Origin of the sequence: Legionella quateirensis, from assembly GCF_001467955.1 — a bacterium.
Lineage (GTDB): Bacteria > Pseudomonadota > Gammaproteobacteria > Legionellales > Legionellaceae > Legionella > Legionella quateirensis.
The window spans coordinates 199,515-216,314 of sequence record NZ_LNYR01000012.1 but is presented as its reverse complement, the minus strand read 5'-3'; the positions used below and the strand labels follow the sequence as shown (position 1 = coordinate 216,314).

Here is a 16,800-nt window from a genome sequence, read left to right as displayed (position 1 = left end):
AAAAGTGCCAATGAGCATGAGGTAGGCGATCTCAAGCAAAAACAACACCAATTAACCCAACAACTGGCTGACAGCCAAGCTGCTCTGGAACGACTGAACGAAGAATACAACCAAAATAAAGAAGAACGTAGTGCTGAAACAGAACAATTAATAAAACAGCAACAGGAATTAAGAGAACAACTGTCTGAAAGCCAGCTAACTCTGCAACGCCTGACTGCGCTGTTATCCGAAAATAAAAGTGCCAATGAGCATGAGGTAGGGGAGCTCAAGCAAAAACAACACCAATTAACCCAACAACTGGCTGACAGCCAAGCAACTCTGGAACGACTGAACGAAGAATACAGCCAAAATAAAGAAGAACGTAGTGCTGAAACAGAACAATTAATAAAACAGCAACAGGAATTAAGAGAACAACTGTCTGAAAGCCAGCTGACTCTGCAACGCCTGACTACTCAGTTATCCGAAAATAAAAGTGCCAATGAGCATGAGGTAGGCGATCTCAAGCAAAAACAACACCAATTAACCCAACAACTGGCTGACAGCCAAGCAGCTCTGGAACGACTGAACGAAGAATACAGCCAAAATAAAGAAGAGCGCAGTGCTGAAAACGAACAACTAAAACAGCAACAACAGCTGTTAACGTCACAACTGTCCCAAAGCCAGTTGGCTTTGCAACAATTGACTGCTCAGTTATCCGAAAATAAAAATGCCAATGAGCATGAGGTAGGCGAACTCAAGCAAAAACAACTCCAATTAACCCAACAACTTAGTGACAGCCAAGCTGCTTTAGAACAGCTAAATGCTCAGTTATTGGAAAATAAAATTGCCAATACCCGTGAAGTTACGGAGTTAAAAAAAGAACAACTTCGATTAATTCAGCAAATTGCAGAGGACAGAGCAAATCAAATTCAACTGGCTACAGAATTAGAGCGCATTAAACAAAGTTTTACGGCTGAGCTTCTGAACATTCAGCAAAATCAAGCTCAGAGAAACCAGCACATTGTAGAAGAACACAATAAGCAATTCAGAGCTCAAGAGCGATTATTCCAGCAATTAATTTCTCCAAAAGAAATTTCCTGTATGCAACTTATCGAAACAAAGTTAATACCTTTAACTAAAGGGTATCTTGATCACCTGCTTAAAGAAGCACAGAAACTTAATCCATCGATTAAAGACAAAACCTCATATGATAATTTGCCAGAACTCTCTGGTAATGAATCAGACAAGCAAAAATACCTGATGATCGGGAAAAAATTCACTATTTCTAAAAATCTTTTAAATCAATTGGAAGATAAGGAATCTATTCCATTACCAAGTGAACGAATTACACAATTTGCACAAACGTTAAAAAGTAATAACGCGCAATTAAAACAGCATCGCGATTCAGAATGGACGCAGTTTTTCAAAAATTGCATGGTAAGTATTGGAATAATCTGTACAGGAATAATTCCAGGGCTGATTGCACTCGCAGCGTATTCCAGCTATACGGGTAAATCGCCTCTATTCTTTACCAGATCACAAGGCGATGAATACTCACATCAAGTAGCAGACAAGTTAGACTATTTGCCAATATCAGTTAAATAAAATAGTACTCTTCTCTATACTCTTCAGACTAAAAGCTGTTGGAACCAGGGACTGTTTTCAACAGCTCTATAACCCCTACGTGGCGGGGATTGTCCGCGCCATCCAGAAGATCTCTTGATACCGCGGGCAAGCCGCGGTACGTAGGGGTTTGCGGGTAATTGAAAAATAAATTGTCAACAGACCCTAATAAAGTTCAGTAGCTTTTTCTTGTCGCACCATAAATAACCATAAGTAACGGTAATAGAGCACAAGTCCAAAAAAACACGAATTTTGGAACCAATTTGTTTTCTTACACTGTTGTTGTCTCATTTAACACTCCCTTAATGATCATATAATATACTAAAGGAACACGAAGAAAACAGAGAATGCAATGACTTTTACTTTAACCTTATTAGGTACAGATACTGCTTATTCTCCAGGTCATGTTGAAAATGCTTACGATAAAGCAGAAACATTAAGTTATGTATCAACTATGATTCATGGTGATCCATTAAAACAAGACGATGTTACACAATTCAGAAATACTAATGTCGCAGTTATAAATGGACCAACTACATTGGGGCAAGAAGTAGGTGATAGAATTGCTCGTGGTGTACAAGCGATACTGGAAGCAGTGAGTCGTGGCGAAGAAAATATTAGTATTATAGCGCATAGCCGCGGCGCTGTTGAAGCGATTCTTGTAGCTCATGAACTGGAACGTATTCAAACGTTGCTATCAAGTCCTGGTTATGACAAGTCTCAATTAAATAACAGTGTATGTAAATATACTAAAGCAGCAATGAACGGGCAACACAAAGCTGCTTTATCAGAAATCGATCTTGATAAAGTTGCTGAGCATATCGGTAAAGTGAAATTATCCATATTGAATATCGATCCGGTTCCCGGTGGAAATTTTATGGTTATCACTCATGCATCAAGCCTTGCCTGGCGAGATCCACGATTCTACACAGTTCCAAAGATTGTTTCAGAATATGAGCAATATACTTATGAAAATGAAAGAACACGATGCTTTAAGCCTATTGTCCCGAAGTGTGCCTCTTCTGAGACGAAATTTACGCTCCATAGTTTGCCAGGTCATCATGGAACCGGTTCAGGAAACCTTTCTGATCAACAAAGAAGAATCGTACCCAATGGATCTACTGATCACGTCCAGGAACTGGTATTAATCAAAATTATTGATTTTCTAAAAAGGCACGATGTCGCACTTAGCCCAGTCGAAAATCCAGATGATCCTTTTGCACACTTAATTTCACAGTTATTTCCGGAAGGTAAAGATGCACCCGACTTTGAAAAAAAGGTTCAATTATTATACTACCGATTGTATAACGATATCATTGAGAATAGGGAAGCATACCGTCATTTTAATACCACAGCTTATCCCACTTTAGGACAGGAACAAGCTTTTATCAAACGTATCTGGAATGTCCTGGATCAACGTATAGTACATTATCAAGCTCATAATGATACTTATCTTGAATCCATCGTACCAGCAGTACCCGGTGGACATTTTTTAAATTACGAACATGCGCGTATTCATCTGAATCAAGAGTTAGGTCTAAGAGAGGATTTGCCTTTAAGTGAAACAATCAATCAATCTGTAGATCGATTTGCCAGTCTGTGCCGGCATAAAAAGGCGCTGAGTGATTTAAAAGATAAACCTGTTGCATCTGAAAATATGTCCTCTTCTGTAGTATTGGATAAATTTGTAGCCACACTTGATACAAAAGAAGGATTTGGACTTCTATTAGATGGATTAGGAATGTTAATCGAAGAGGTGAGAAGACCTTATTTGCAGGATGAATTTACTGATCCCAGCGAAAGGGAGGCTCTGTATTATGCAGTTCAAAAAGCATTTGTTGAGTTTAAAGAGTTGGCAAAAGATCCTGGCAACCAATTGGCGCAAAAAATCAATGAGGTATTAAATACAAGTCTTGAATCAACGCTGAAGACGAAACAAAAATCATTAACAGAAGATTATAAAGGTATTGCTGTAAAATTGAAGAGGAATGAATTTTTTACAGTACTACAAAATAAAATTCAGGAAATTAGTACCCATTTAAATGAACAATCTGATGGGACCAATATTAATGAATATCAACTCGATAATAAGTTAAAACAGACCCTGGGGGCAATAGAGGAATTGAGCGCACACAATCATAACCCTCAAGTGCTCAGATCGTTTATTGAACAAGAGCTTCTTTCGTATAAGGAGTTTGCTGGTAGTCTGGAATTAGAACATCAGACAGATCCAACTCAAAACTCTCTTGAATGGGTTAACATGGTAATGAATGAAGCTCTTGATGACAGCATTAATTATGATATTGAAAATATGATGGCTGAAGTGATTAGAGTGCATCAGCATCTGGAGCAATTCAGAAAAGGGCTACCAGATTTTAAAGCATTAAATAATGACTTGGATTACAGCAGTTGGGAAAATGAACTCGAGGAGCAAAGAGATCATTTAATTCAATTGGTTGCACAATACATTATAAAAGAGGGATTGGATCTTCATAAAGACATTAAGCCATTATTCTTAAATAATAGTGATTTATATGCTCAGATTGAAGGTCTTGCTATTGGATTAGGGGCAATAAATCCAGCAAACATTGAAATTGCTCGACTTAATTCAACAATTGAAGAACTTCAATCACAATTACGTGATCTGACAGAACAGAATAAAATCCTGGAAGAGAGCGTTATCGAGTTGCATTCAGCTCAAAGCTCACTAGAACGAGAGAATTCAACTATAAACAGAGAGAATGAAGTTCTTCGAGCCAATATTTCAAACCTGTCATCAGAGAATGTACAACTTGGAAAAAAATTACAGGAACAAGCTCAAAGAGCATTTAGAGATGTCCATGCATCAGAAAATGAAAATATCCGTCTTAAAGAAATATTAAATAATGATACTGAATTACAATGTCAATTATTGGTTAAAACCAAGCTCATCCCCTTAACTCAGGACTATCTAATCCATCTTGCTACAGAAATTAAGCATACGGTTAATCCAGACCTCGTAATTAACAAACAAAACCTATCGAATGTGATTGAAGATATTCATAAAATAGACGTATGGCCTGATAATGAGTCGACCTCAATTCTGAAGAAAAAATTTGATATTGTTAGCGGGTTATATGAGAATCTTAATGATAAATCGGTTAAAAAACCCAGCGAAAAAGTTGTCGAGTTTTATACTAAATTAAATGATGCTAATGAGGACATTAAAAAACATAAGGATCCTAAATGGCAAAGATATATTACAAATACAGCAGCTGTATTAGGCATAATTCTCACGGGAATATTACCTGGTCTGGCTGTTTTGGCAATCTTTTCAGCGGTGACAGGTAACTCACCAAAATTCTGGCAGTCCAAAGGCCAATCGTTTATCGAGAAGTCTAAGGAAGAAATTGATCAGAATCTTCCAACGATAGCACCAAATAAAGGGAGTTAATTAGCGTACCAGTTCATTTCATTCAGTAGCTAACTTAAAGGACATGAGTTATGCTACTGCTGATATCATTTCTGTGTTTTGCACATGAAAAACTAACAAGTACTAAATCGACACAATCTAATCAATGGAGTGACAAATAATGAGTGCTTTTTCATTAAAACCAATGTTGATTGCCGTTACTGTTGGGCTGTTCTCAATATCAGCTTATTCCGACAGTACAACTCAACCCAACAGTTCTTTTCAATCTGTTTGTATCAATTCCTGGATGTCTAAAGGTGAACAGGCGACTGATAAAGTAGATTATAAAAATTTCGGCGAAAAATATTGTGCTTGTGCATCCACGCAACCTCTTGACAATCAAGAAGCAATAAAAAAAGCCATTCAACTCTGTTTGTCACGTACCTTACTCCATGATGCAATGGATTCATTGGAAGAAGAGATTGGTCTATCAGATGCCAAAGCAGCTGACCTCACCGAATATTGTCAGGATAAATGGAGTTTAATTTATCCCAAACAAACTGAAGAAGATAAAAAGTTTACCACCTCTTACTGCGAGTGCGCCCAACCTAAACTGATGGAACTCATCAAAAAATCAGAAACTATAACTGATAAAGAATATGATCAATCCATTGATACCATCGCTGGAGATTGTTCGGGTAATGTAAAGGAAGAACAGACAGGTACATCAACAACAAGTACCACTACAAATTGAATGCCAAATAAAGGATTTTAACCCATGATGGTTAAAATCCTTCTTAATTATCATATCGATTATTGGACCGTTACCTGATTTTGCTCGTACACATCATCTAGTTCAGAAGCATATTCTTTATCAGTTGAAGCTTTTTCAGATTTAAAAAAACTATAAAGTTGTGTATACGCAAGTGTACCATTATCAATTTTAGCGTCTAAATCAGACTGTTCCTGATCATACTCTTCTGTACTTTGATAGTTATCCGTACGTAGCCCCTTAGCCACAAGAGTAGCAGCACTGATGAAGAGAGTAAGAAGGAAGGGGGCTGCAGGAATCATCAAAATCGGGTGTACCATAGCTACAGCAACAAAACTGGCTATTAGTGCTGGAAATAAGGTTAAAAATAAAGCAAAACATAATACCGCCACGACAGCATCCATAACCGCATTAAACTTGGACAGAATCTTTTCTTTATTTTTAGAATCAATTAATACTTCTTTGATTTTTTTAAATAATTTACTTTCTTCTCGTGCGTGCTCTTCAGCAATCCGCTCTTCAGAAATTCCTTCTTTATCCATTATTTTATTACTTTTTTCTATAAACTCCATTGTTACTTTTTGAATCTTGATTTTATCTTCGTTTGTTAATAACTCATTAAGAGCCTCTAACTGTGAATTCATCTCAGTCTGATTAATTGGGTTACGCATCACATACTCCTGGTCTGATTGTTCATATACTTTCTATAACAGTTTCAGTATATTTTATTGTCGCTTAACACATGGTTAAAAATCAGGGAATAATATTCATTTCAAAGTGAACAATTGGAACAACACAATTAAACCATAATTGAAATTTCGCTAAGAGATAGTCTTAGAGAAGTCTATTAATACATATTTTCTTAAGATTTAATCTGTAGTGAAAAATCAAACTGAGTGGAAAATTCGATAAATTTTTGTTCCGTTTTAGTGATTTTTTTTCCTTTGTGATAAACGAGGTAATACGTATGACAAACAGGGAATCCAGGAACATTCAACGCGATCAATTCGGGAGAAGAAAAATCAGTTGGCAATACACCCCATCCTAATCCTAACAACAATAACTCCTTTATTACTTCCAAATTATTCATATCCATTTTTACAATTAAATTATTATTTGCTTCAACAAATAAATGCTCTACTGAATCTCGAATTGCATAACCTGGCTCGGGTAAAATGGCTGGATACCTGGCAAGAATTTCAGTGGTCAATTGACCATACTGTGCAAGCGGATGAGAAGTTGAAACAAAAACCTGCATGTCTTCTTTCCATAGCTCTAGCGTACGCACATGTGGCGGAAGCAAAGGAATCAAAGTACAAATACCAAAATCAAGATTAGTCTTTTCAATCTCTAAATATAAATCTGCAGGAAATTGAAACCGAACATCAAAATTTACTTCAGGATATTTTATCAAGAATGCTTTAAGTATCTTGGGTAGTCGATACAAGCCAGCAAAAAAAGTAACACCCAAAATAATGGTACCTATCGCTTTGTCACCTATTTCTTTAATTGATTTAATTGCATCAGTTGACGCCACAATGATCGTGTTGGCAAAGGGTAATAATAATTTTCCAGCTTCAGTAAGTCTGGCAGTCTGTCCAATTTGGTTAAACAAACTGGCACCAACTTCCATTTCCAATCTGGATATACGCTTGCTTACTGCTGATGGGGTAATATGGAGTTGTTTTGCTGCTCGTGTGTAGGATTGTAATTGAGATACAGCATAAAATGTTCTGAGCGAGGCAATATCCATTTATTGATGTCCATACTCAATAGGTATAAATCAATTCTAGATAAAGAAATGAACTCTGTAAATTAATCCCACTTTAACCCTGACGACAAGCCCAGATGGAATTTTTTATCAATTTAAGATCCCCTCATCCGCCTGACGGCACCTTCTCCCTCAGGGCTGAGGGATAGTCACCTTTTTTTGAGCAAATGATTATGAAGATAAGGACTGGAGTGGTCTAAAATAAGTGACATGCATAACGCTACGTGATCTAATTGGATTTCTGAAGTTCAATAAGAAGAAGCTTAACTATGCATGTCGATATGATTTTACATCAATTATTAGATACTACAATTCACAAAACTCGAATTACATCATTAATACCCGTTATAACGGCCATTATTAAATCAAAAAAATTGAGATTGACCCAGTTGGGGAGGGAATTAGAAACACCTGGTCAAGAACGTTCAGGTATTAATCGGGTCAATAAGTTATTGGCGAATCGGTACTATCAACACCAATCGATAGTGCTCTACAAAGCAATAACTCATAGCCTTATTGGGAGCCAAGGTCGTCCAATTATTGTAGTAGATTGGACTAATATCCCTAATAGCAAACTTTTAGCAGAAGATGGGGAACAGTGTGCATTGAGAGCGTCTTTGATCGCAGAAGGACGCAGTCTTACATTATATGAAGAGGTCCATCCTAAGAAGAAGGAAAGTAATGCAGGTGTACATCGAGTTTTCTTAAATGCACTAAAGTCTATTTTGCCTGAAAGATGTTCTCCCTATATTGTCACAGATGCTGGCTTCAAAAATCCATGGTTTAAAGCGGTCTTAGCTTTAGGATGAGATTATGTTGGGCGTATTCGTGGCTGTATCACTTATGATGATGGTAGCAAATTTGTACCGATAAAGAATTTATTCAATAAAGCCAGTATTACTCCTAAATATCTAGGCCTGCTTACTTTTGCAAAGAAAAATCCTTTAAGATCCCATTGCTATATCTACACTCATAGACTTAAAGGTAGAAAGAAGCAGACAAAGACTAAGCAAGTTGATCACCATAAGGACTCTAAAAATCATTCAAGAAGCTATCGAGAACCTTGGTTATTAGCTTCATCATTGAACAGTTTTTCAGCAGCACAAAGGGTGGTTAAGATATATAAACGAAGAATGACAATTGAGGGTAGTTTTAGGGATACTAAAAGTACAGAGTTTGGATTTAGTTTCGAAGAAAATAAAACTGTTATTACGGCGCGTTATATCGTTTGGTTAATGCTTGCGGCATTGGCCAGTTTCATTGCTTGGATTGTGGGTTATGCTGCAGAAAAAGAAAAATTACATTATAAGTTTCAAGCGAATACCTATCGACATAGGAGAGTTCTTTCTTTTTTCTATTTAGGGTGCCGGATTATTAGAAAAAAAATAGAGGTACTGATTAATTTAGGAGACATACAACGCGAGGCATGGGATTTCCTCGCGTGGGATACATTATGTTAATGGTTAAAAAAAGGTGAAGATCCCTCAGCCCGAAGGGAGAAGGCTATTTTATACATACAGCACGGTACAACTGAAGACGCTTCGATAGCGAAATTATCAACACTATCAGATTGAAACTAATATACTAAATTTAAACTTATTGTACATATCCTTGAACTGCCTCTTGTTCATGAACAGCCTGCGACGTCTCTCCAATTGATGTTCCACCGAGAATTGTTAAATGAATTGGCAAAGGCGGTTTATCCCTTACTTTGTCCAACCCCTTTTTTGCTGCATTTCTCACATCATCAGATACCGCATTAGAATATATTTGCTTTAAATGAAGCAACATCAAGTTTTGTCGCGACTCGTCAAATTTCTCCCAATTTACGAAATTTTCTGTCAAACCGGCAGCTAATGTGGGGTTAATTTTATCCAAGAGTAGAATTTTATCGGCTATCAGTTGATACCCCTGACCTGATTTCGCGTGAAATCCATACGGATTTTTAATAAAGGATCGAAGCAATGCATATACCTTATTCGGATTCGATAAATCAAAAGCAGGGTGATGAGTTAATTCTTCGACTCGTTGAACAACACTAGGAGAATGAGTGGATGCCTGAATGGTAAACCAATAATTTACTGCAGTTGCATCGTTTTTCCAGTGCTGATAATAATCCTTTAATAATCCATCGACTTTACTAGAATCCATCTCACATAACAGTTTCAGTGCTGAATAAGTTTCAGTCATATTAATTTTTAGCGAACCTCTAAATTGCAGTTCTAAATACTGCTCCGTTTGTTTTGAGTCTATAAATTGAAAATAGGAACTGCATACTTCTTTTAAACGACGACAACCCGCGTCTTTTATATCAAAAATAGAAAATTGAGGTGACGAGGCTGGCTCTTGCAATTGCAGTTCATTATAACACTTAAATAAATCTGCTTGTAATTCCTGGGCGAGGGCTTTCTGAATCAATTGACGACCTTCTGCTATTTTATCAAAATCAGGTTTGGCAAATTCAAGTGCCAAATCCTCTTCAGAAGGCAATGTCAAAAGTTCAGCTTGCAGCCATTCATTGAGTGATTTATCTGCTAATACAGCACGATAACTATTAATAAATTGTGGTGTACAGTTTAAAGGCTTATCCGCACAAAAATCTTTAATCATCTGGATTACGACTGATTTTGCTGCTTCACATCGATTATAAATATTCGTATCGTGTTGCATTAGTACTAATAATTCGTGTTGCGAGTACGGATAATTCAGATAGACCGGGGCGGAAAAACTGCGTAATAGGGAGGGGACAGGACGAGATTCAACGTCATTAAATGTAAATTCCATTTCAGGCTGATCGATCATTAACAGCGTATCGCCCTTAAGTTCTTTGCCTGAATGATCTAATAATCCCATAATCAAGGGTATGGGTCTTGCCTTGCCATCGATAGTTTTGACTTTTAAGGTATAGGTTTTTGTATCCTGATTGTATGCATCCATAACATTCAATTCAGGGATACCGGGCTCAGTAAACCAGGATAAAAATGGATGTACATTCACTCCACTGGTATTGGTTAATGACTCGAGCATATTCTCAAGAGTCACGGCTTTACCATCGTGAGTTTTAAGAAACTCGGTCATGCCTTTATAAAACAATTCTTTACCCAAGGTAAGCATCATCATTCGAAATATATCGGCACTTTTCTCATAAGCAGCCGCAGTATATAAGCTTCTGACTGCAGTATAGGAACTTTGTCTGGGCGCACGTAAATCCAGATTTTTACCATCAAGAAGCCTGACCAAGTCGGTACCTAGTAGCTCTTCACGAAACATAGCGGCTCTAAATGTAGTTAAGCCTTCCTTGAAGGACAAGTTAAACCAGTCTCTAATGGTTACCCGATCACCTGACCAATAATGAAAAAATTCATGTGCTACAACTTCAAGTACCCTTAATATCCCTAAATCAGTTGTACTTTCCGGTCTGGCGAATAAATTGGCGGTATTAAATAAATTCAAACCTGTTGGTTCTGAAGCACCAGAAGCGTACTTATCGACGCCGGCAACCATATGTTGGTGTAGATCACATTCCAGATTATACGTTCTCTCATCCCAGGCCATTGCAGCAGCAAGAACTTCTTTGGCAAAAGCGCACTTTTCAGTTGCCGCAGGCGGGACATAAAATACAATAGGCAAATCACGACCAGATCGGGTTCTAAAATGGGCTTCTGATCGTTGCAAATTACCTGCAACCATAGCAAATAAATAGCTGGGTTTAGGCACGTCATCCATCCAGGTTACTGAATGAAGACCATCAGACAATTGAACTCGACCAATCACTTTACCATTGCATAATAAGACAGGATAATCCTGCTCTTTTGCTATGATTGTGGTTTTATAAGTTGCCAAATTGTCGGGGCGGTCATTGCAATACAGTAAACGACGTAAGCCTTCCGTCTCAGCCTTTACAAGTACAGTTCCCTCTGTTTTGTATAAACCAAATAAATCTGTATTTTCACCAAGAAGAGTAGTGGTAGTCAGTATAAAAGGTTCACCCTGAGGCACATTCTTGATGATTAGAGAATGTTCTGTTAACTCATATTGCGATTCTTCAAGTACGTTTCCATTGAGCAAAATTGAAGTTAACTGCATGTTTTCCCCATCCAGAATCAAATCTTTCGAATGAGATTCCAATTCAGAATTGGGTAAAACCGTAATGGATGCTTGCGTTTGCACGGGATCTTTGGATAGATTGATTTCCAAGTCCACATGCTTCACCAAATAATCGAGAATTTTATAATCACTTAAATTGAATACTTTTGACTTGCTTTCTTTCATGTATACTCCCTTATTCTCAGTACTATTCAAGATTATCAGAACCTTATAATCATCAATGCACAATAAAGGATTGAACTCTGTTTTTCAACAAGCAAAACTATTAATCAAATTGTCAGAATATAGAAAATATAATCTTTTAAAACCTATATTCATTATCATCTTTATAATTTATGATGCCAATTTTTTAATTTAAATGGTGCTTTATGAGTTATTCGAATACAATTTGTTGGGTTGATATACCGGTTCTTGATTTGGATCGTTCTATTAGTTTTTATACCGCATTACTTGGCCCGTCAGTTCAGAAAATTTCTGAGCATGGATTTGAATTTGGCCTTTTACCTCATGTGCAGGACAATGTTTCAGGATGTCTGGCGGTGATGCAAGACAGAAAACCGTCACTCAATGGTCCACTGATCTATTTGAACGTTGAAGGCAGGCTAGATAAAACCATAGAAGCAGCACAACAAAATGGCGGTACCTTATTAAGCCCTAAAGAACAAATTGGGACCTATGGACATAGAGCAATAATTCAGGATACTGAAGGAAACTCTATTGCCTTATACTCAAAATTAGCTTAATCATTAAACTCCGGGATTGCTGGCTAAGGCCAGTGTCCCAGGAAATTCCGATTTATTTGAATATCTTTGGTGAAGGGAGAACCTCTTTAACAACACCTAAAAACTGCATGATATAGAGTACCAACACCACTAAAAGGAACATGTTATAAAGTAGATTGATTAAAGCCGGTAGTGGAATATAGGAATTTCCAATCCATAACAATAACCCCGCGATTACGACCATTAGCAATTGATTGATATCAAACATAGATACTCTTATCAGATTCATACTACTCTAACTATAGTAAACCCTGTGTCATTTAATAACTTGTGACAGTTTAATTTTTGTTTACCAGGAGCTAAAAGCTCTAATTCGTGAGCATTTTCGCGAATAGTTGTCTAAAATAAAATGAACTATCCTAAGTACCAAATGGTTTGAAGTATTCGTAATGATCTGGAGTAAAACCATTCGATGAGTGTATTTAATCAATTTAATGCGCAGGGGTAAAATAGTGATTGATACGGTAATTTTTGACTTTGACGGTGTGATTCTTGACAGTGAACCCTTACATTTTGAAGCATTAGTCCAAGTATTAAATCAATTAGGTATTAGTCTTGATTATGAAGAATATAGGACCTATTACCTTGGATTAAGCGATATCAGCGTCTTTCCCAAGATACTGAATGATAAAGGTGTTGAATTCTCATCAACTCAAATCAGTCGATGGATTGACCTCAAGGTCACCATTTACAATGAGCTAATAGAAAGAAGCGAGCAATTGCCAATGACTCCGGATCTGGATTGGTTTTTAATCAGCGTAGCAAAACAATATGAAAAAATTGGTATCTGTAGCGGTTCCAATCGTTATTCAATATTAAAAATTCTGGAAAAAATTCATTCAGGTCGCCTGACTCCGTATTTTAAAACCATAGTCAGTTGTGAGGATGTAACTTTGGGCAAACCGTCACCAGAAGGTTATTTATTAACCGCACATCGTCTGCAATCAAATCCCAAAAACTGTCTTGTAATAGAAGATTCGGAACACGGTGTCACAGCCGCCAAAGCGGGTGGAATGCTGGTTGCAGGTTTACTCACAACGCTTAACAAGAATCAATTGGCTCATGCAGATATTATCGCACAGGATTTTAAAGAACTTGCTCATTTGTTAAATACCCATTAAAACGAAAGCGAGATAACCATGTTAACTATTGATATTCCAGGATTTGGTGATTTTTGTTTAAACTATGCATTAATTGATTTTAATGGGACTCTGGCTGTTGATGGTAAATTAATTCAAGGCATTTCTGAACCACTCAATTGCTTATCAAAACATCTGGAATTGCATATCATCACTGGTGACGGCCATGGTACAGCTAAAGCCGAACTGGAACATATCAACTGCACATTAACCATTACCCCGGCTGAAAATCAGGCCATTACTAAACGTGAATACCTGCATCAACTTAACCCTAAAGAAACAGTTGCTATTGGTAACGGAAGAAATGATGCTTTTATTTTAAAAGAATCGATACTCGGTATAGCAATCATGGGAGAAGAAGGTTGTGCTGCAGATGCTCTATTATCTGCTGATCTCATCATGCCATCTATCACTCTGGCATTAAATGCGCTACAAAATCCTCAGCGCTTGAGAGCCTCGTTGCGCTATTGAAACATCCAAATAATTAACAAGAATATATTTACATTTATGCTTTAAGCGTTTAGTTTACTATTTCATGTTTTATGAAATGGAATTTGTATATGCCTAAACACGGACCTTTAAACCAAAGAAATATTGCTGTAATCGGAGCAGGAACTGGACTTACAGCCGCCTGGGCTTTAGAGAATCAAAATGAATTCAAGGTAACTGTATTTGAGGAAGCTGATCGACTCGGTGGTCATATTCATAGTATCAAACTTAACAATGTGAATCTCGAAGGCGGGGCAGAATTTATTGGACCACCCACTTTATACCCTAATGTACATCAATTATTTAAACATCTGAACGTTAAGTTAGATCCCTTCGAACTCAATATGGATTTTGACGATTTAAAGAAAAAGGATCATGTCATTCTTCCACCTGTATATCATACCTCTGGTGGCAAAGACAAAAGCAAACCTTCTTCTTGCAGCTTTTCAGTATGCGGTTTATTTAAAATTAAACGAAAACAAGATCAAACTCGTGTATCAGTAGATACGATATTGACTGAGATGTATAACCTGCTCAATATGAATGATCTCATCAATGACGCAAAACAAAAAATACTTAATTCAGATCAGGTAATGACCCTCGAGGAGTTTGTAGAAATCTTCAAAAAGGAATGCGCGGACTTTATTACCCATCGAGAAGATTTTGTTGATGAATTTCTATATCCTTTAGTCGCATCAGGATGGGGTGTGCCAATCGAAATGATAAAAAAATTCTGTGCTCACTATGCGATGAACTACTTAGCTGCAGGAAAAGATTGGTTTGACGCTCCTGAAGGATTAAGCACTTATATTGAAAAAATGGCAGCTGAATGTACAAATACCCAAATTAATTTAAATACAGGGATTAAAAAATTAGTGCCAATCCTTGTTGATGGAAAAACAAAATATAATTTATTAAAAAAAGATGATACCTTAGTCATGGATGAAAGTGGACAAGCCATAGTCTATGATGATGTCATAATCACCACACCGGCCTATGTTACCAAAGAGCTTCTGGCCGATATTCAGGATGATGCGATAAAGGTATTAAAAGAAAAACTGAATAATGTATATTATTATGATACTACTGTAGTATTTCATCAAGATCCTGCATACAAATCACCATACAATACTGTTGTTCATAGTCGATACGATGGAACTCAATCTGCAAACACCATGTGTAAACCCTGGAAATTTGAAGCAGGGGAAGTACCTGTGATGAAAACCTGGGTTTTACCTGGCCAGCCTATGCCCAAGAATGTGCTTAAAGAAGTTCATTATCATCATCCTAAAATGGGTATCGAATATTATGACGCCCAACAGGCATTGCATACAGCGCAGGGTGTAGCGGGCTTATGGCATGGAGGAATCCTGGCAGGATTTAATGATTCACATGAAAGTGGTATAACAGCCGATCTTCAGGTAGCAGCTAAACTGAATCTGGAAGAAAATTGTCTGGAAAAAAATCAGCGCCTGGCTCTATTCCCCCACATTCTTGATCCATTGCCTCATTCTGCCATAGTTAAAGTTGCGTTAGATGAAGAGCATGAGGAAGAACACAGAGCCTCTTCGTCACATTCATTTGCCTGATCGATTCAGTTCACGCTTGTAAGTGATTCTCCTCTATCCGTTCGGGCAGAGGAGGGGTTTAAGCCCTCAAGAAGGCTACGTAACAAGTCTTCGAAACGAGCCGAGCGTATAACTCCTCAGCCGGAACGGATTAAGGTTAAATTGAAAACAAAATCTGTAACTTAATAACTGTGTTCTACATCACTCGCCAATAACTCGTCCTCAACCACAGATTGTTTCTGTGTGTTATAAAATTCCTCTGCACTATTTTTTGCAGATAAGAGATTATAGGCTTTAAAAAATCCATAAGAACTTGCAGCGCCAGCGATACCACAACCAGCTATTACTGCAACAGCAATCCCTCCACTTAGAATTGAAGCAGCAAGAGCGAGAGCAAATACTGATGCGGCAAAAACCAGAGTTGCAAGCACAATGCTTGTGTATAAAAACAGGTAACTGTATTGAGCCGAAATTTCCGGATTAGTTCTCGCCTCAACATGAAATTTGACATTGGACATAACACGTCCAGAAAGCGTTACAGGGCAGGGAATAAAACTTGGCCACATGATGCCAAAAGCCAGCAAGTTTAAGCTTAGATTGGACAAACTGGGTTTTGGAATACCTGCAAACTCAGTTAAAAACCATTGTGCTGCCACAGCGCAATTGTTACTTAAAATACCGGCCTCATTCCAGGTTTCAGCCCAGTAAGTTCGCCATCGTTTAGTTATTTCATCAGGATTAGCTTTAATATAAAAGGTATAGGAGGAATCAGCCTGAGCAATATAAGCCTTTGGTCCGGCTACACTCCAATTTTTCGTAGGAGATTCCCAGCGATTAACACCATAATATGTATGAGGCTCTGTAGAAGTATTTTCAAGTACAATCTCAATATGAGTCCAAATACTATGAAAATTTAATACATGTACTTTAATGTCTGCCATATAAATAAGACCACCTTGAATTATTTGGGTCAAATTTTAACACATAAACACCTAAGCAATCAATTTGAGCACAAATAAAACTCAAAGAGAGAGTACATTAGGATACGACCAAACACTATGAAGTTCAAAAGTGCAGTTGAATTTACACGCTATAAACTACTCCTCAAAATCGCGAGGTATATGAAGCATGCAACATTCTGCTGTAATAATAGTCTTTATGATGTTATAATGTTCAGCA

The 16,800-nt window shown here is 37.3% G+C and carries 13 protein-coding genes and 1 pseudogene; 9 read left to right on the top strand and 5 right to left on the bottom strand.

Annotated elements, in window-relative coordinates; all coding sequences use genetic code 11:
• The 3 genes from Lqua_RS18490 to Lqua_RS05585 all read left to right on the top strand — a co-directional run.
• On the top strand, positions 1 to 1,584 hold a 1,584-nt coding region (locus tag Lqua_RS18490), incomplete at its 5' end, for a coiled-coil domain-containing protein (RefSeq protein ID WP_193787173.1).
• A 370-nt stretch (positions 1,585 to 1,954) separates the two neighbouring features.
• A complete protein-coding gene (locus tag Lqua_RS05590) occupies positions 1,955 to 5,035 on the top strand; it encodes a hypothetical protein (protein ID WP_058473301.1) in 3,081 nt (1,026 codons plus the stop codon).
• A gap of 139 nt (positions 5,036 to 5,174) precedes the next feature.
• A complete protein-coding gene (locus tag Lqua_RS05585; RefSeq protein ID WP_058473300.1) occupies positions 5,175 to 5,747 on the top strand; it encodes a hypothetical protein in 573 nt (190 codons plus the stop codon).
• 59 nt (positions 5,748 to 5,806) lie between these two features.
• Here Lqua_RS05585 and Lqua_RS05580 read toward each other — a convergent pair whose 3' ends face one another.
• Entirely contained in the window at positions 5,807 to 6,436 is a 630-nt protein-coding gene (locus Lqua_RS05580) for a hypothetical protein (RefSeq protein ID WP_058473299.1), read from the bottom strand.
• Between the two features lie 191 nt (positions 6,437 to 6,627).
• On the bottom strand, positions 6,628 to 7,518 hold the full coding sequence (locus tag Lqua_RS05575; protein ID WP_058473298.1) for a LysR family transcriptional regulator: 891 nt from the start codon (positions 7,516 to 7,518) through the stop codon (positions 6,628 to 6,630).
• Positions 7,519 to 7,805: 287 nt separating this feature from the next.
• Here Lqua_RS05575 and Lqua_RS05570 point away from each other — a divergent pair, with 287 nt between their 5' ends.
• Together Lqua_RS05570 and Lqua_RS18155 are read left to right on the top strand one after the other, a co-directional pair.
• Complete coding sequence (locus Lqua_RS05570) at positions 7,806 to 8,345, top strand: hypothetical protein (protein ID WP_058473297.1); 540 nt, start codon at positions 7,806 to 7,808, stop codon at positions 8,343 to 8,345.
• A gap of 12 nt (positions 8,346 to 8,357) precedes the next feature.
• Positions 8,358 to 8,996: pseudogene (locus Lqua_RS18155) on the top strand (transposase); the annotation flags it as partial.
• 136 nt (positions 8,997 to 9,132) lie between these two features.
• Here Lqua_RS18155 and pepN read toward each other — a convergent pair.
• Positions 9,133 to 11,808 carry an aminopeptidase N gene (gene pepN / locus Lqua_RS05560; protein ID WP_058473295.1) on the bottom strand — a complete coding sequence of 892 codons (2,676 nt, stop codon included), beginning with the start codon at positions 11,806 to 11,808 and terminating at the stop codon, positions 9,133 to 9,135.
• Between the two features lie 203 nt (positions 11,809 to 12,011).
• On the opposite strand from pepN, the gene Lqua_RS05555 reads away from it, so the two are divergent.
• A complete protein-coding gene (locus tag Lqua_RS05555) occupies positions 12,012 to 12,386 on the top strand; it encodes a VOC family protein (RefSeq protein ID WP_058473294.1) in 375 nt (124 codons plus the stop codon).
• Positions 12,387 to 12,438: 52 nt separating this feature from the next.
• Here the strand turns inward: Lqua_RS05555 and Lqua_RS05550 are convergent, their stop codons facing one another.
• On the bottom strand, positions 12,439 to 12,633 hold the full coding sequence (locus Lqua_RS05550) for a Thivi_2564 family membrane protein (protein WP_058473293.1): 195 nt from the start codon (positions 12,631 to 12,633) through the stop codon (positions 12,439 to 12,441).
• Positions 12,634 to 12,877: 244 nt separating this feature from the next.
• Between Lqua_RS05550 and Lqua_RS05545 the strand changes: the two genes are divergently transcribed.
• From Lqua_RS05545 to Lqua_RS05535, 3 genes are all read left to right on the top strand, one after another.
• Positions 12,878 to 13,546 carry an HAD family hydrolase gene (locus Lqua_RS05545; protein WP_058473757.1) on the top strand — a complete coding sequence of 223 codons (669 nt, stop codon included), beginning with the start codon at positions 12,878 to 12,880 and terminating at the stop codon, positions 13,544 to 13,546.
• Between the two features lie 18 nt (positions 13,547 to 13,564).
• The gene (locus Lqua_RS05540; RefSeq protein WP_058473292.1) at positions 13,565 to 14,035 is read left to right on the top strand and encodes an HAD family hydrolase; all 471 of its coding nucleotides are present in this window, start codon (positions 13,565 to 13,567) and stop codon (positions 14,033 to 14,035) included.
• An 89-nt stretch (positions 14,036 to 14,124) separates the two neighbouring features.
• Positions 14,125 to 15,642, top strand: a complete 1,518-nt coding sequence (locus Lqua_RS05535; protein WP_058473291.1) for an FAD-dependent oxidoreductase — start codon at positions 14,125 to 14,127, stop codon at positions 15,640 to 15,642.
• A 161-nt stretch (positions 15,643 to 15,803) separates the two neighbouring features.
• Here the strand turns inward: Lqua_RS05535 and Lqua_RS05530 are convergent, their stop codons facing one another.
• Positions 15,804 to 16,562, bottom strand: coding sequence for a hypothetical protein (locus tag Lqua_RS05530; protein WP_058473290.1), 759 nt, complete (start codon positions 16,560 to 16,562; stop codon positions 15,804 to 15,806).
• Between the last annotated feature and the right edge of the window lie 238 nt (positions 16,563 to 16,800).

What these genes read in the sequence shown, in the direction of transcription:
- Lqua_RS05590 (WP_058473301.1), top strand. Translation starts at nt 1,955, where the DNA reads ATGACTTTTACTTTAACCTTATTAGGTACAGATACTGCTTATTCTCCA.
- Lqua_RS05585 (WP_058473300.1), top strand. Translation starts at nt 5,175, where the DNA reads ATGAGTGCTTTTTCATTAAAACCAATGTTGATTGCCGTTACTGTTGGG.
- Lqua_RS05580 (WP_058473299.1), bottom strand. Translation starts at nt 6,436, where the DNA reads ATGCGTAACCCAATTAATCAGACTGAGATGAATTCACAGTTAGAGGCT.
- Lqua_RS05575 (WP_058473298.1), bottom strand. Translation starts at nt 7,518, where the DNA reads ATGGATATTGCCTCGCTCAGAACATTTTATGCTGTATCTCAATTACAA.
- Lqua_RS05570 (WP_058473297.1), top strand. Translation starts at nt 7,806, where the DNA reads ATGCATGTCGATATGATTTTACATCAATTATTAGATACTACAATTCAC.
- pepN (WP_058473295.1), bottom strand. Translation starts at nt 11,808, where the DNA reads ATGAAAGAAAGCAAGTCAAAAGTATTCAATTTAAGTGATTATAAAATT.
- Lqua_RS05555 (WP_058473294.1), top strand. Translation starts at nt 12,012, where the DNA reads ATGAGTTATTCGAATACAATTTGTTGGGTTGATATACCGGTTCTTGAT.
- Lqua_RS05550 (WP_058473293.1), bottom strand. Translation starts at nt 12,633, where the DNA reads ATGTTTGATATCAATCAATTGCTAATGGTCGTAATCGCGGGGTTATTG.
- Lqua_RS05540 (WP_058473292.1), top strand. Translation starts at nt 13,565, where the DNA reads ATGTTAACTATTGATATTCCAGGATTTGGTGATTTTTGTTTAAACTAT.
- Lqua_RS05535 (WP_058473291.1), top strand. Translation starts at nt 14,125, where the DNA reads ATGCCTAAACACGGACCTTTAAACCAAAGAAATATTGCTGTAATCGGA.
- Lqua_RS05530 (WP_058473290.1), bottom strand. Translation starts at nt 16,562, where the DNA reads ATGGCAGACATTAAAGTACATGTATTAAATTTTCATAGTATTTGGACT.